15 protein-coding genes are annotated in these 14,928 nt (G+C 70.5%); 1 reads left to right on the plus strand and 14 read right to left on the minus strand.

The annotated features are described in order from the left end of the window. Positions 1–193: 193 nt before the first annotated feature. From ACFV6H_RS24745 to ACFV6H_RS24810, 14 genes are all read right to left on the minus strand, one after another. Positions 194–817: a DUF1772 domain-containing protein gene (locus ACFV6H_RS24745; protein ID WP_384985580.1), complete on the minus strand. Its 624-nt coding sequence runs from the start codon at positions 815–817 to the stop codon at positions 194–196. 352 nt (positions 818–1,169) lie between these two features. Beyond that, the gene (gene metF / locus ACFV6H_RS24750) at positions 1,170–2,123 is read right to left on the minus strand and encodes a methylenetetrahydrofolate reductase [NAD(P)H] (RefSeq protein WP_385545809.1); all 954 of its coding nucleotides are present in this window, start codon (positions 2,121–2,123) and stop codon (positions 1,170–1,172) included. 145 nt (positions 2,124–2,268) lie between these two features. Further along, the gene (locus tag ACFV6H_RS24755; RefSeq protein ID WP_385545812.1) at positions 2,269–3,174 is read right to left on the minus strand and encodes an alpha/beta hydrolase; all 906 of its coding nucleotides are present in this window, start codon (positions 3,172–3,174) and stop codon (positions 2,269–2,271) included. A gap of 129 nt (positions 3,175–3,303) precedes the next feature. Continuing rightward, entirely contained in the window at positions 3,304–4,017 is a 714-nt protein-coding gene (locus tag ACFV6H_RS24760; RefSeq protein WP_093598119.1) for an indole-3-glycerol phosphate synthase, read from the minus strand. Further along, positions 4,014–4,760, minus strand: coding sequence for an N-(5'-phosphoribosyl)anthranilate isomerase (locus ACFV6H_RS24765; protein ID WP_385545816.1), 747 nt, complete (start codon positions 4,758–4,760; stop codon positions 4,014–4,016). Before ACFV6H_RS24765 ends, ACFV6H_RS24760 begins: the two co-directional genes overlap by 4 nt. Beyond that, a complete protein-coding gene (locus ACFV6H_RS24770; RefSeq protein WP_384985587.1) occupies positions 4,757–5,902 on the minus strand; it encodes an acyl-CoA dehydrogenase family protein in 1,146 nt (381 codons plus the stop codon). The genes ACFV6H_RS24765 and ACFV6H_RS24770 overlap by 4 nt, the downstream gene beginning before the upstream one ends. A 91-nt stretch (positions 5,903–5,993) precedes the next feature. Continuing rightward, a complete protein-coding gene (locus tag ACFV6H_RS24775) occupies positions 5,994–6,368 on the minus strand; it encodes an ectoine synthase (protein WP_093598128.1) in 375 nt (124 codons plus the stop codon). 2 nt (positions 6,369–6,370) lie between these two features. Further along, a complete protein-coding gene (gene trpA, locus ACFV6H_RS24780) occupies positions 6,371–7,195 on the minus strand; it encodes a tryptophan synthase subunit alpha (protein ID WP_385545821.1) in 825 nt (274 codons plus the stop codon). Continuing rightward, positions 7,188–8,237: a hypothetical protein gene (locus tag ACFV6H_RS24785; protein WP_385545824.1), complete on the minus strand. Its 1,050-nt coding sequence runs from the start codon at positions 8,235–8,237 to the stop codon at positions 7,188–7,190. Before ACFV6H_RS24785 ends, trpA begins: the two co-directional genes overlap by 8 nt. Before the next feature lie 2 nt (positions 8,238–8,239). Beyond that, positions 8,240–8,503: an acyl carrier protein gene (locus ACFV6H_RS24790; protein WP_093602737.1), complete on the minus strand. Its 264-nt coding sequence runs from the start codon at positions 8,501–8,503 to the stop codon at positions 8,240–8,242. Then, positions 8,500–10,005: an AMP-binding protein gene (locus tag ACFV6H_RS24795; protein WP_385545828.1), complete on the minus strand. Its 1,506-nt coding sequence runs from the start codon at positions 10,003–10,005 to the stop codon at positions 8,500–8,502. The genes ACFV6H_RS24790 and ACFV6H_RS24795 overlap by 4 nt, the downstream gene beginning before the upstream one ends. Beyond that, positions 9,995–10,984 (minus strand): MaoC/PaaZ C-terminal domain-containing protein, encoded by a 990-nt coding sequence (locus tag ACFV6H_RS24800; protein WP_385545831.1) that lies wholly within the window; start codon positions 10,982–10,984, stop codon positions 9,995–9,997. Before ACFV6H_RS24800 ends, ACFV6H_RS24795 begins: the two co-directional genes overlap by 11 nt. Beyond that, positions 10,981–12,231, minus strand: coding sequence for a beta-ketoacyl-[acyl-carrier-protein] synthase family protein (locus tag ACFV6H_RS24805; protein ID WP_385545834.1), 1,251 nt, complete (start codon positions 12,229–12,231; stop codon positions 10,981–10,983). Before ACFV6H_RS24805 ends, ACFV6H_RS24800 begins: the two co-directional genes overlap by 4 nt. 127 nt (positions 12,232–12,358) lie before the next feature. Then, complete coding sequence (locus ACFV6H_RS24810; RefSeq protein WP_385545837.1) at positions 12,359–13,576, minus strand: aminotransferase class I/II-fold pyridoxal phosphate-dependent enzyme; 1,218 nt, start codon at positions 13,574–13,576, stop codon at positions 12,359–12,361. 393 nt (positions 13,577–13,969) lie between these two features. Here ACFV6H_RS24810 and ACFV6H_RS24815 point away from each other — a divergent pair, with 393 nt between their 5' ends. Beyond that, positions 13,970–14,899, plus strand: a complete 930-nt coding sequence (locus ACFV6H_RS24815; protein ID WP_384781241.1) for a BTAD domain-containing putative transcriptional regulator — start codon at positions 13,970–13,972, stop codon at positions 14,897–14,899. Positions 14,900–14,928 lie beyond the last annotated feature (29 nt).

Below are 14,928 nucleotides of genomic sequence, written 5' to 3' on the forward strand. Positions count from 1 at the left end.
GCCTACGGTTATCCGCATCCGGCGGCCCAGCCCGCCTACGGCTATCCGCCGGCGCCCGCCACGGCCGCCGCGGGGGCGCCGTCCCGGGACGGTTTACCCCCACCCGCCCCCCCCCCCCCACCCCACCCCGCGCGGGCCCCGGGCCCCCCCCCCCTCTCCTCTGTGCACTCGTCCGTGCACTCGGCGCCGTGTTTCAGACGCCGTAAGGCCGCATCGCGGGAGCGCCGACGGCAGCGGAGGCGCCGCTGCTGCGGCCGTGCAGCACCAGCGCGCGGGCGAGGAAGCCCAGCGCCGCCGTGCACACCAGGGTCCGGACGATATTGCTCGTCTCCCAGGTGCCCTTGAACTTGTCGACGATCGAGAAGTCCGTGATCTTGGCCGGGTCACCGGCGGCGGCCAGCTCGTTGTTGAGCGGGATGTTGACGCTGAACGTGATCATCAGGGCCACCAGATAGAGCACGGCCGCGGCCCCGATCCACAGCGCGGTCCCCCGCCGGCCCCGGCGGTACTCCAGGAACGCGGCGACCGCGGCGGCCACCAGGGCTCCGATGAAGGCCATGCCGAAGAGACCGTTGCCGTCGATCAGCGCGTTGAAGTTCTGCATCGCGTCGACATACGTACGGTCGTCCGTCCTGGCCAGACCGGGCATGACCGAGATGTCGTACGCGAAGAAGAGACCCGCCATGAGCCCCATCATGATGGTGGCGATCATCAGCAGAGGCCCGACCGCCTTGCTCCGGCTCACGGGCGACGGCGCCGGGGCCTGCGGCGGGTAGGCGGCGTAGGGATTGGGGGTGCCGGGCGCGTTGTAGCTCATGGGATGTCCTTGTCTGGTGGTCGAAGCCGTCCGATGCGAGGTGATCCGGCGGCCGCCACGGTGTCGTCGTCGACGCTGCCGCCGACGTGTGACACGGCGATGGGTCTGCCCGCTGATCTCAGAGTGTCCACGCGGCCTTTGGTCCGGTTCCCTGGGCAATTCTCATGATCTGCGTCATGAGACCAGTCAAGTCCAGTGCGGTGAGACGGTACATAGCCACGAAGCTCAGGTTCATATTTCTGCGTCCAAGCCGGAGTTGACCGGCCCGAAGATCATGGCAGGGCCGGTGGCGGCCCGCCAGACCCGCTGGAGCCATCCTCGACCGGGGCTCCAGCGGCCGGAGTTCGAAGTCCTAGGCGGCGGGTGCCGGGACGGGTACGGGCACGTTCCGCGCTCCCGCGCCGACGCCCAGATTCTGGTGGATCTCCATCGTGGCCGTGGAGCGGTTCAGAGTGATGTAGTGCAGGCCCGGAGCGCCCTCCGCGAGCAGCCGCTCGGCCATGGCCGTGGCGTACTCGACACCGATCCGATGGCCCTCGCCGGGCTGGTCGCGGGCCGCTTCGAGGCGCGCGGCGAGCTCCTCGGGGAAGCGGGCGTCGCTGAGTTCCGCGAACCGGCGGATCTGGCGGTGGTCGGTGGCCGGCATGATCTCCGGAATGATCGGCGTCGTGCAGCCGGCGGCCTCGATCCGGTCACGGAGCCGGAGATAGTCCTCCACATGGAAGAACATCTGGGTGATGGCGTAGTCGGCGCCCGCCTGGCACTTGGCCACGAAGTGGCGGATGTCGCTCTCCCAGTCGGCCGAGCGCGGATGGCGTTCGGGAAAGGCCGCCACACCGACGGTGAAGTCGCCCAACTCCCGGATGAGAGAGACCAGTTCGCTCGCCTGGGCGAAGCCCTCGGGATGGCGGACCCACTCGCCGCGCGGATCGCCCGGCGGATCGCCGCGCAGGGCGAGCACATCCCGGATGCCGGCGTCCGCGTACTGGCCGATGATGTGGCGCAGTTCGGCCACCGAGTGGCCGACCGCGGTGAGATGGGCGACCGGGCGCAGTGTGGTCTCGGCGGCGATGCGCTTGGTGACCTCGATCGTACGGTCGCGCGAGGAGCCGCCCGCGCCGTAGGTCACCGAGACGAAGGAGGGCGCGAGCGCCTCGATCCGGCGGATCGCGTTCCAGAGCGTGCGCTCGCCCGCCTCGGTCTTCGGCGGGAAGAACTCGAAGGAGTACGAGCGCCCTCCGTCGGCCGGCCGGACGCGTGGGCCTGGCCTCGGGTGCTCCGGACGTTCCGGGTTCTGTGCCGCCATGGCGGAGGTCCTTCCTGGTCGCTCGGTGTGTGGGTGAATACGGTCCGCACACACTAGCCGCGATGGGCCGCGCGCACCCGGGGAGGACCACGGACTGATCACGGGTACGACCGGGCCCGGCAACCGGCCGTGCGGGTACGGGAGTTCAGCCGCGCGCCGCGCCGCCGCGACCGAGCAGCAGACACTCCTCCAGGAAGGCCAGCGCCCGTAGATGGTAGGTGCGGGCCGCACGGCCGATGCTGATGTTGTGCCCGGCGGCGGGCAGCCGCTCCACGGTGACAAGAGGCGCGGCCGTCAGCCGGCCCTTCATCGAGGCCAGCGAGGCGTCGTCCAGCTCCCACCAGAGCTCGTGCTCGGCGAAGGTCAGCCGGAGCGGATTGGTGATGTGGCCGGCCAGCCGTGGGTACTGGATGGGCCACACCGCCGTCTGGATCTCCTCGCGCCGCGGTACCGCCCGCAGCAGGGAGCGGCTCGCGCGGAACGTACCGGGCGCGTAGAGGTTCAGCGGGCCCCAGTTGAGCCGGGAGGCGCCACCGCCGAGGGTGTCGGGGAAGTGCCGGGCCTCGCGGGCGTAGCGCCAGCCGCAGCCGTTGATGTCGAGGCCGATCAGCGCGCTGCCCGCGTCCTGCGCCGCCATGTGCAGACCGACCTTGCCGCCGTCGGAGTGGGCGACCACGAAGAAGCCGGCTCCGGTCGGGTGGTTCTTGGCGAAGTCGGTGAGCGCCGCGTGCAAGGTCGTCGCCTGGTCGCCGAGCGGCTGGCCCTCCGGGAGCTGCCGGGCGGAGGCGCCGTAGCCGGGCCGGTCGAGCGCGAGCACGGAGTAGCCAAGCCGCGCGCCGAGTGTGAGCAGCGAGTCGGCCGGATCGGTCAGTCCGTTGAAGTAGTCGGCGCACATGCCCCGGCCGTGGATGGCGACGACCACGGCACGCGGTTCGACGCCCTCGGGCTCGGCGAGCAGGCCCGACACCTCTACGCCGTCGGCGTCGAGGAGCACGGTACGTACGGCTGACGGCACTTCGGCGGGGACGGTGGGTGCGGCGGGTGCGGTCATGGCGGACGGTTCTCCTGGGGAGCGTGTGACAGGAGCGGTTCGGGAACGGGACGCGGGGAGAGCGAGGCGCGAGAGGCCGGGCCGGCCGAGGCGTACGGTCCCTGGGGCGGGCCCGTACCGGTCTGTCGCTCAGGCCTTGGGTGCGGCCACGGAGCGGGTTCTGGCGCCGTCCAGCTCGTCCAGCCAGGCGCTCGCGTTCGCGGTGCGCAGCAGCGAGGTGCCGACCAGCAGCCCGCCGAAGCCCGCGTCGAGCAGCCGGGCGGCGGCGAGGGGGCTGTCGATGGCGCTGGCGCTGACCGGACACGGCGTACCTGCGGCCTGGAGCGCGGGCAGCAGGGCGAGGCTGCGTTCGAGATCGCCTCGGTCGCTCTCCTTGGCCTTGATGTCCTTGTTGTTGACGGCGATCACACATTCGTCGGTGTGCGGCAGACCGTCGAGTTCGGACTCCTCCGTCACCTCGACGAAGGGAGTGAGACCGGTGCTGAGCGCGGCGGTGATCAGGGTGCGCATACTGGACCTGGGCAGCAGCGCGGCCGTGAGCAGCACGGCGGAGGCGCCCAGCTCCACCGCGGTCTTGAGCTGGTCCCTGCGGGTGATGAAGTCCTTCTGGAGCAGCGGCAGATCGGTGAGCGCGGCGACATCGCGCAGCAGCGCGGGAGTCCCGCCGAACCAGCGTCCGGTCACCACCGAGATGCACGGGGCGCCCGCGGCCTCGTACGACTCGACGATCGCGACCGGTGTCCGGCCGCCGAGGAGGTCGTAGCCGTGTGCGTCGCGCCGTTTGACCTCCATGACCAGCGGGCGTTCCGCGGCCAGCAGGGCTTCCAGGAAACGGGCAGTCATAGGGACTCCTCAAGGGACATGGCGGTCCGCCAGGCGCGGGCCAGGGCGGTGACGGCGGGCGCCGAGAAGCGTCCCTCGGCGTCACGGGCGCCGGTGTCCACATCGACACCGCGGAACCCGGGATGCGCGGCGACGCCGTCGTAGTCGGGACGGTTGTACGGGGAGATCCCGCCTGCGAGCAGGAACGGGCGGGTGAGCCTGGGCAGCAGCGCCAGTACGTCCGGCTCCGGCAGCCGGTGTCCGGTGCTGCCGATACGGCCGTCCTCGGTGGATGTGTCGAGCAGGAACAGATCGGTGCCCGCTCGTTCGTACGCGCCGATCAGCGGGCGTTCGACACAGCTCCCGCCGCTGAGATGGAGGACCTTGACGAGGACCGCGTCGGGCAGGGCGGCGCGCAGCGCGGCGATGACGGCGGGGGGCTGGTACGCGTGGAGTTGCAGCCAGCGGAGGCCGGTACGGCGCGCCAGGCCGGTCAGGGCTTCGGGATCGCCGAGGAAGGTGACGAGGACCGGTTCGAGCCGGCCGGTGGCATGGGCCGCCGCGACAAGTTCGGTGAGGCGCTCCTCGGGCAGTTCGGCATGGCCGCCCGGCACGCCGTGCCACACGCCGACGCAGTCCGCTCCCGCGGCTGCCAGCGTGGTGATGTCGTCCGTGGAGGTGGCGCCGCAGACTTTCAGAACCCGGCGGGTCTCGGGTGCGGCCGAGTGTCCCGCCGGGAGCCTGGAGCCGGGTTCCGGGCTCATTTGCCCAGGCCCAGCATCGAGGCGATGCGGTTGTACTGGATCTCCGTGGTGCCGGAGTAGATCGTGCCGGCCACGGCGTTACGCACGTCCTTCTCCAGTCCGTACTCGGTCATGTAACCGTGTCCGCCGAAGATCTGCACGGCGATCAGACTGGTCGCCAGGTTGCTCTCGCTCGTGACCAGTTTGGCGATGGCCAGGTCCACCGTGACGTTCTCGCCGGCCGCGAGCCGTTCAGCGGTGTCGTACAGCCATTTCCTCGCCGTCTCCAGCCGGATCTTCGTGTCGACGATCTTGTTGGCGACGGACTGGTACGAGCCGATCGGTTTGCCGAAGGAACGGCGGGTCTTCGCGTAGTCGAGGCAGCGGTCGAGCCGGTGCTGCATCTCCCCGACATTGACGATGAACGAGAAGAGGATCTCCCGCTTCATCACGTGGTCGAGCACGATGAACCCTCCGCCGACCCGGCCGAGCACCTGGGTCCTGGGGATACGGCACTCGTCGAAGAACAGCTCGCTGAGCGGCGAGGTCCGCAGTCCCATCTTCTTGGTCGGCTTGCCGATCGTGAGTCCCGGAGTGTCCCGGTCCACAAGGAACGCGGTGACTCCGAGTGCTCCGCCGTCCGGATGCGTACGCGCGTAGACGACGAACACATCGGCGACGGGGCCGTTGCTGACGAAGATCTTGGAGCCGTTCAGGACGAACTGGTCGCCGTCCCGCACCGCCCGTGTGGTCATCGCCATGGCGTCCGAGCCGCCCTCCGCCTCGGTGATGGCGTGGGCACCGATCAGTTCTCCGGAGCAGATCCGGGTGAGATACCGCTCCTTCTGCTCGTCCGTGCCGAACTTCTCCACCGGTACGCCGGTACTGGCCATGGTGGTGGTGACCGAGAAGCTCAGCCCCGAGTCACGGCAGTGCTCGCCCAGCCCTTCGAGCAGATACATGGTGGTGAGCAGGGACTGGCCGAGGCCTCCCCATCGCTCCTCGAAGGGCAGCGCGAGAATGCCGGTCTCCCGGATGAGTTTCCACTTGTCCCAGGAGAACGTGGCCTGTTCGTCCTGTTCTATGTGGCCGGCGCTGAGCGCCTCACCCCACCGGGCCAGACCTTCGCGCAGTTCGGCCTGGTCGGCGTTCCAGCGGATCACGGCGAGCCTTTCCGTTACGGATCAGTGGCGGGCGGTCGAGCGGTATGTGCTTGATGTGCAGTATGTGCGGGATGTTGAAGAAATACGGGAATCAGTAGGCGGAGGACACCTGCTCGTCGAGCTGGTGCACCTCGTCGCCCCGGAGCGCCGGCGAGAAGACGCACACCAGACGCAGGTCCTCGTGCGGGCTGGCCACGAGGTAGTGGGCGTCGTGCTCGTTGAGCGAGTAGAGAACACCGGGCGTGATCGGGTGCGAGGTGCCGTCCAGCTCGATCACTTCACCGGAACCCTCGATGCAGTAGCAGGATTCGATGTGATTGCGGTACTCCAGACGGGACTTGGTGCCCGCGCGCACGGTAGTGTCGGTGATGCTGTAGTCGAGGCCGTCGGCGGCCACGATGAAGCGACGGCTCAGGCCGTTGCCCCACTCGACCGTCTTCACGTTCTCCAGTTCGCGGATGAACATGTTCAGCTCCCTGTTCTCTCAGGTGTGATGGAACGGTTGGGCGATACGGACCTGACGAAGGTGCGGAAGCCGTCGATGACGTCGCCCCCTTGGTCGAGCGACTGCTCGATCCGGGCGACTCCTGCGGAGCCGATGATTACGGCATCGGCTCCGCAGGCTCCGACGGTCTCCACGTCCTGTCTGGTCCTGACCCCGAAGCCGATGGCTATCGGGGACGCTGTGTGCGCCCGGAGCGCGGTGACCGTGGCGGCCAGTGCGGCATGGCCGGCGGCCGGAGCGGTGCCGCTGCGTCCGTAGTGGGCGACGAGATAGAGATACGCGCTTGCCTCGGCCGCCGCCTCGGCCATGGTCGCGGGCGGGCTCTGCTGGTAGCAGGTGGTGACGACAGGCACTCCCGCGGCGCGGGCGGCCGTGTAGTGGGCGGTGCGCAGCCGTGGCGGCAGCGCGTGGACGAGCAGTCCGTCGGCGCCGGAGTCCGCGATCGTACGCAGCGTGCGCTCCGGGTCCCGGTGCTTGAGCGAGTGGCTCCAGTCGGCGAGCAGCGCGATCCGCAGCCGGCGCAGCCTCGGCCGTACCTCGGCGATGAAGGCCAGTACCTCGTCCAGTCCGACGCCCAGGTCGAGCGCGCGGCGGGCCGAGCGGCGGATCACGGGCCCGTCGGTGACCGAGTCCGGGAAGGGCACGGCCAGTTCGAGACAGTCGACGCCCTCCTCGTCGAGCATGAGGACCAGATCGGCGAGGACGTCGAGCGGCGGATCCCCGGCATTGAGGAAGAGCGCCAGCCCTGGTCCCTCGCCGGGCGCGGTCCGCGTGAAGAAGTCAGCCATGGCTCGCCGTCCCGGTCCCGGCGGGCCTGCCGGGCGCCGCCGCCCTTATGCGCTCGGCGAGCTCGCGGGCGGCTCCGCTCCGTACGGCGTCCTCCGCGACGGCGACGGCCTTGGTCCAGTCCGGGGTGTGGCCGCTCGCGACGGACAGTGCCGCCGCGTTGAGGCAGACCGTACGGGTGGCCACCTCACCGGCGGTGCCGGCGAGGACGGAGAGGAAGTGGGCGGGCGCGTCGGCGGGATCCGTGACCGGCAGCAGATCCTCGAAGCCGCCGCCCGCCGCTACGAGCTCGCCCGCCGGGAAGCGCAGCTCCTGGCCGTCGTTGGTGTGGATCGTGTTGTCGGCGAAGCCGAGGAGTTCATCGGCTCCGCGGTCGTTGGTGGTCAGCCACAGGGTGCGGCCGGTGACGGTGGTGGCGAGGGCGCGCAACTCCGCCAGCGGCGCGCTCGCCGAGACACCGGTGATCTGCGCGCTGACGGGCAGATCCGCGAGGAAGGGCCCGAGCGAGTTGAGAAACCGGCCGAAGGGCTTCATGCTCGTCGGCGCGATCGTCCTGGCCAGCCGGGTGAGCTGGACCGGATAGACGAACGGGCCCGCGAAGGCGATGCCGAACCGGTCCAGCGTCTCGGCGGTCTGGTCGTACGAGGAGGTCAGCCGGACCCCGAGCCGCTCCAGCAGATCGACGGAGCCGAGCGAGCTGGTGTACGCGCGCGAGCCGGTCTTGACGACCCGTACCCCGGCCGCGGCGGCGACGAACGCCGACGCGGTGGAGATGTTGAAGGTCCTCGGTCCTCCGCCGGTGCCCACCACATTGACGGTGCCCGCCCAGCGGCCCGCCGGTTCGGCGGGCCGCCGTTCGGCGAGCGAGTCGAGCAGCCCGCGCAGCGTTTCGGGGCCGGGCAGCGCGGTCGTCAGGGAGACCAGCAGGGCGAGGGCCTGCGCTCTGTCGAGGCCGCCGTCGCCGAGTTCGTCCCAGAACGACCGCCAGGTCTCGCGCCCGACCGGCGCGCGCCGCTCCAGCAGGCCGATGAGTGCGTCATGCACCGCTAGCTACCTGCCACCTCGGGACGGCGCGCACCGGCGATGAACGCGTCGATCGCCGCGACACTGCGGAAATTGTTGGGATCGAGGTCGGCGTCGCCGATCGCCACCTCGAAGCGGTCCTCGACCCAGGCGATCAGCTTCAGCACACCGAGGCTGTCGATGACCCCGTCCGAGAGCAGGTCGTGGTCGTCAGCGAGCTCCTCGGCCGTGACATCCGGCAGGAACTCCTCGATGACGAACTGCTTGATGGTGCCGACGTGGCTCATGACGTCCTTCCTTTGGCTGTTGACAACTCGTGGAGACGGTCGAGCGCCTTGCGGTCGACCTTTCCGGTGGCGGTCTTCGGCAGCGGCTCCGTGACGATCTGGAGCTTCGCGGGAACCGCCGCCCTGGGCAGGCTCCTGGCACAGTGCTGACGGAGCGTCAGAGTGCTGAGACCGCTGCCGGGCGCCGCCTGGACGGCGGCGACGAGCCGGCGGCCCTCGATCGGGTCGGGCAGGGCGGCCACGCCCGCTTCGAGCACCGCGGGATGGTCGAGCAGCACCCGTTCGACCTCCGCCGTGTTCACGGCGACACCGCGGACCTTGACCTGGTGGTCGCTGCGTCCGGTCAGATGGAGCCGGCCGTCGCCGTCGCGCCGTACGAGGTCACCGGTACGGAACCAGCGCCGGTCGTCCAGTCCCAGCGGATGGCCGGTGAACTTGTCGGCGTGGCGGGTCCGGTCGAGATAGCCGGCCGCCTGGAAGGGCGTGGACACATACAGCTCGCCGGAGCCGGGACCTTCGACCGCCTCGCCGCGCTCGTCCAGGATCAGCGCCTCGACACCGGGCAGCGGGACGCCGATCGGCACCGGCGGGAAGGCGGTGGTGGCGGTGTCGACCTCGTGGATGAAGCTGTCGTTGGTCTCGGTGCAGCCGTAGATGTTGTGGATGCGCGCCTTGGGGAAGAGCTCGGGCAGCGCGGCGAAGGTGCGGTCGGGGATGACATCGCCGCTGAACATCACATGCTCGACACCGGGCAGGGTGGCGCCGCGCCGCTGGGCCGCGTCGAGCAGCAGCCCGTAGAACATCGGCACCGCCTGGACGACCTGGACGTCATGGCGCTCCAGCAGATCGAGCAGATGGCCGCCGCGCGCGGCGAGTCCGGGATCGACCAGGACGACCCGGCCGCCATGCGCCAGTGTCGTCCAGACATCCAGCAGGCAGAGATCGAAGTTGAGCGGCGCGTAGTTGAGCACCGTGCTGCCGGGACCGATCGAGAAGGCCGGGCCGGCCCAGGCGGCGAACCGGTTCACGGCCTCCCGGCCGAGCGGGACGATCTTGGGCAGGCTGGTGGAGCCGGAGGTGGTGAGCATGAACGACACGTCGGCGGCCTCACGCGGCGCCAGCGGCTGCGGAGTGACCTCGGGATTGGGCACCACGTTCGCGTCCGTGCCGTCGGGCGTGATGACCTGGCGGCAGCCCGCCTGTGCGAAGAGATCGGCGAGCAGGGAGGGCGCGAGCGCGGGCGAGGGCAGCAGGAAGGGCCGCCGGGCCAGCAGACAGGCCAGCACCAGGGCGATGGCCGCGGGCGACTTGGTGGCGAGGACGCCCACGGGCTCGGCGGGAGCCAGCGCGAGCTGGGCCAGCCGGTCCCGTTCGCGTCCGGCGTGCTCGTACAGCTCGCGGTAGCTGATCTCCTCGCCGTTCCACAGCAGTGCGGTGGCATCGGGCCGCTCACGGACCTGGGAGAGGAAGCCTCCCACCAGGCCGAGTCCGTCAGTCGTCATCGCCGACTCCGTCTCTGTTCGTGTTCGAGATCTCCTGGGCTGGTGCGGGTGCTTGTGCAAGTGCCTCTGCTTGTACGGGTGTTGGTGCTGGTGCTTGTACGGATGCCGGTGCCAGCTCGACCCAGCCGCTCTTGACGGCGGGGCCCGCGGGCGTACGGCAGGTGAAGCGCACGACTCGTCCCGCCGCGTCGGGCTGGAGGTCGAAGCGGAGCGGCTCGCCGGGCGCGACGGGCGCCGAGAAGCGCCCGCCGATGCCGAGTACGCGCGCGGCGTCGCCGTCGGCGTACCGGTCGGTGATCTCCTCGACGGCCAGCGCCACCACGCTCATGCCATGGGCGATGACGGAGTCGAATCCGGCCGCGCGGGCCGCCTCCTCGTCGAGATGGATCGGATTCTCGTCGCCGGAGGCATGGGCGTAGCGGCGGATCCACTCCACGGTCGGCTCATGGACGACGGTGGCGGGCTCACCGGCCCCGGCGGGCGCGGGAGCGGCGGCTCCGGCGGCGATGTCTCCGAACGGTTCGAGCGCGGTGGCGCCCACCAGCAGGGCGCTGGTGATCAGTTCGGCGAACGGCTCCGGCTCACCGGCGCCGCCGGCGCCCGCCACGCCGTTCGTGCCCTCCGCGCCGTCGCCCGTGAGCCGGGAGCGCAGGGCGACACGTGTCCCGCGCGCCTCCCGCCGGGCGCCGAGCACCTCCAGCCGTACGGTGACGCGCTCACCGGCGCGTACGAGCCGGTGGCCGCGGATGTCCTGGGAGAGATGGACGACCGAGACCGGTCCCGGCTCATCGGCGGTCAGCGCGGCCACGGTCCGCTCGGCCACCGTGTGGGCGAGGACGAACGCGTGGACGGGCGAGGCCAGTTCGTCCTTGGTGACGGGCAGTTCGGCGCGGACCGCGCCGCGGTAGGCGGCGATCTCCTCGGCGGTGACGGTACGGATCACGGCCGGGATGCCGGCGGATACGGAGAAGGTCGTCATACCGGCGCCACCACCAGAGTGGAGTTGTGGCCGCCGAAACCGAAGGAGTTGGACAGCGCGGGACCGGATGCGACGGCGCGCGGCGCGCCGTGGACCACGTCGATTTCCATGCCTGGCTCCAGCCGTTCGTGATTGGCGGTGGGTGGGACCTCGCACTGGCGCATCGCCTGCACGGTGGCGATCAGTTCGACGGCGCCGGCGGCTCCGATGAGATGGCCGATGACGCTCTTGTTCGCGGTGACCGGCGGCCCGTCGGGCCCGAACACCTTGGCCAGCGCGACCGCTTCGGCACGGTCGTTGAACTGTGTCGAGGTGCCGTGCGCGTTGATGTGCACGATGTCGGAGGGCACCAGGCCCGCGTCGGCGATGGCTCCCGACATGGCACCGATCGCGGCGCCGCCGTCCGGCAGCGGCATCGAGAGATGGAACGCGTCGGCGGTGGAGGCATAGCCGGCGACGGTCGCGTAGGGCCGTGTACCGCGCGCCTTCGCGTCGTCGAGCCGTTCCAGTACGACGAAGCCGGCGCCCTCTCCCATCACAAAGCCGTCCCGGTCGACGTCGAACGGCCTGGACGCGTGCTCCGGGTCGTCGTTGCGCAGCGACACGGCGTTGAGGTTGCCGAATCCGGCCAGGGTGACCGGCGTCAGTGTCGACTCGCAGCCTCCGGCCAGCACCACATCGGCCCGGTAGGTCTGGAGCAGCATCACCGCGTGGCCGATGGCGTCGGCGCCGCTGGCGCAGGTGGTGGCGATGGTCAGAGCGGGCCCGTGCCAGCCGAGCCGCATCGCGATCTGGGCCGCCGCCGCGTTGGGCATCGTCATCAGCGGCATCAGCGGATTGACCCGGTGCGGTCCCGACTCGGTGAAGTTCTTCGATTCCGCGTCGCTGGTGGCCCGGCCGCCGACGGCGTTGCCGACGACGATCGCGGTACGGTCCGGGTCGACGGCCGGTGCGCCCGCGTCCCGGTGGGCGGCGAGGGCCGCCGTCGTGCCGTACAGCGCGAACGGGTCCATCCTGCGGGCGTCCTTGGCGGGCACCAGCCCGGTCTCGTCGAGTCCGCGGACCCGGCAGCCGATCCGTACCCGGTGCCGCTCCAGGTCGAGATGGGTGAGAGTGGCGGCCGTGGACCGGCCGGCGCGCAGTGTGGTCCACAGATCGTCGGGAGTGCAGCCGGCCGGTGTGACGACGCCCATGCCGGTGATCGCGACAGGCGCCTTGAGCTGTGTGTGCCTCGGTGAGGTTGACATCCCGTATCCCGAATCCCGTGCGAACGGCGGACGGCGGACAGCGGCCGACTGGCGCCGGCGCGCGGGTGAGCGTGAATGTGGCGATGGGCATGGCGGTGGGACGGGCGCGGTGCGCGCCGCCGGTGGATCAGCCCGCGATCAGTCCGCACTCGTGGGCGGCCTTGAGGAAGGCCTCCGCGGCGAAGTCGATGTCCGCCTTGGTGTGCCGGGCGGTGATCGCGATCCGCAGCCGCGCCAGGTCGTTGGGGACGGCGGGCGTGACCACCGGCAGTCCGATGACACCGGCCGCGCGGCAGGCGGTGGCGTAGTCGTACGCCGCGTCGTCGGAGCCCGCGATGACCGGGACGACCGCGGTCTCGCTGTCGCCGGTGCGCATTCCGCCCTCGTTCAGCATCCGGCGGAACCGCGCGGACTCCTGCTGGATGTGGCTGACGCGCTCGGGCTCGCGCTCCAGGATGCGCAGCGACTCCAGGGCCGCGGCGGACTGGGCCGGGCCGAGGGCCGCGGAGAAGAGGAACGGCCGTGCCGCGTACTTGAGATGGCCGATCAGCTCGCTCGGTCCGGCCACCCAGCCGCCCATCGAAGGGATGGCCTTGGAGAGGGTGCCCAGCTTGATGTCGACCTTCGCCCGGTAGTCGAAGTGCTCCTCGATGCCCTTGCCGGTGGCGCCGATGACACCGAGCGCGTGGGCCTCGTCCACCATCAGCAGCGCGTCGTGCGCGTCGCAGACGGCGCGCAGCTCGGGCAGCGGAGCGATGTCGCCGTCCATGGAGTAGACGCTGTCCACGATGACGAGCCTGATCCCGTCGGGGCTCGCGGCGGCCAGCCGCCGGTCGAGGTGGTCGACATCGTTGTGCCGGAAGCGGGTGACGGTGGCGCCGCTGAGCCGGCAGCCGTCGACGATGCTCGCGTGGTCGTACTTGTCGATGAAGACGGTGTCACCGCCGCCGACCAGACCGCCGACCGTACCGACGTTGGCGGCGTAGCCGGAGCCGAAGACCATCGCCTCCTGGCGGCCGGCGAACCGGGCGACCTCCGCCTCCAGTTCCTCGTGCAGCGGGATCGAGCCCGCGAGCGCCCGCACGCCGTGGTTGCCGGTGCCGTACAGATCGACCGCGGCCTTGGCCGCCGCCACCACGCGCTCGTCGCCCGCCAGGCCCAGATAGCTGTAGCCCGACATCATCAGGAGGCGTTCGCCGTCGAGGTCGGCGTACGCGGAGTCACGCTCGACCGTGTACGTCACGAAGCTGTTGCGGCGGGCGGGCTCCCACTCGAGGGACTGCACACGACGACGCGTCGCGTCCAGTTTCGGCGCGAGACGTTCCCATCCTCCGGATGTGTTCACGTGCGTCTCCTCATCCACGTTTCGGACAATTACCGGAGTCCGCTCAACCTTGGACTCAAAGTGCGTCGCAATTCAACGACAGCCGCGCAAGCCGCGCGCAACACGACTGTGAAATGCGGAAATCCGACAACGCAAGAAGAACGCGACATGGCCCAGGAAGCGGAATCCTGCTCTCCGACCAATTCCCGGGGAATGTTCCCCGGCCATGGTTGACACGTAGAGAAGGCCGATTGGTATCGTCCAAATCTTGTGCAGGGGGCATGCACCGCTTGTCCCGATCTCCTTCACAAGGACCATCGTGGACGGGCCCCCTGGCGAGATTCCGATCATGTCGCCGGCGGCAACCGCCGCCGGTGGAACCGGCAGACAGCCGACCGCACCGGGGAGTACAGCTTGCTCATCAGACTTGCTGGTCTCGTCACGATCGAACCCGAAGGGGTTCCTCCGCAGCATCTGTCCAGCGCTCAGGCTCAAGTCGCGTTCGCCCGGCTCATTCTCGAACGGTCCGGCGGTACCAGCCGTGACCAACTGGCGGACACCGTCTGGCCCGACGGCCTGCCCGACACCTGGGCCTCGGCCCTGCGCAGTGTCGTCAGCCGGGTCCGTACCTTCGTCACGTTTCCCCGGCAGCAGCCCGGTGTCACTCCGCTCGTCGCCCAGGGAGGCCGCTATCTGCTGCGGCTGCCCGACGACGCGGCGGTGGACGTCGAGTGTGCCGAGGCGGCGCTGAGCGAGGCGGCCGAGGCGTACGCGGCGGGCTCCTACGCCGTCGCGCAGCAGCTCGCGTCCGCCGCTGTGTCAAATCTACGCGGGTCATTTCTCCCCGCCCACGAGGGCGAGTGGGTCAACAGCGTGCGGGAGCGGCTCGACGAGCTGCGTCTGTCCGCGCTGGAGACCGCGAGTCTGGCCTCGTCCGCGCTCGGCGACGAGCATCACGCTCTGCGGTACGCCGAGGAAGCCGTACGCCGCGCTCCGTTCCGGGAGAGCGCCTACCGGTGCCGGATGGCCGCGCACCGTACGGCGGGCAACCGGGCCGAGGCGCTGCGCACCTATCAGCAGCTCAGGGAGGTTCTGGCGGAGGAGCTGGGGATAGATCCGGCGCCCGAGAGCGAGGCGGCGTATCTGGAACTGCTCCGTACGCCGGAGCGGCGGCGGGCACCGGAGCCCAAGGCCGTCACCCGGCTGGATCCGGTGCTGATGGGTATGTTCGAGGCTCCGTCGCCGAGACCGGCCGCGCCGCGGCCGTGCTCGCTGACGGCGGACGGCTGTCTCACACATCCGGTGCGTCCGGCGCGATCCGCGCCGACGCGGCGTGTGGCGTAACCAACCGCGGGGGAACATACGCGGGCGGC

Origin of the sequence: Streptomyces sp. NPDC059743 (genome assembly GCF_042732975.1) — a bacterium.
GTDB lineage: Bacteria > Actinomycetota > Actinomycetes > Streptomycetales > Streptomycetaceae > Streptomyces.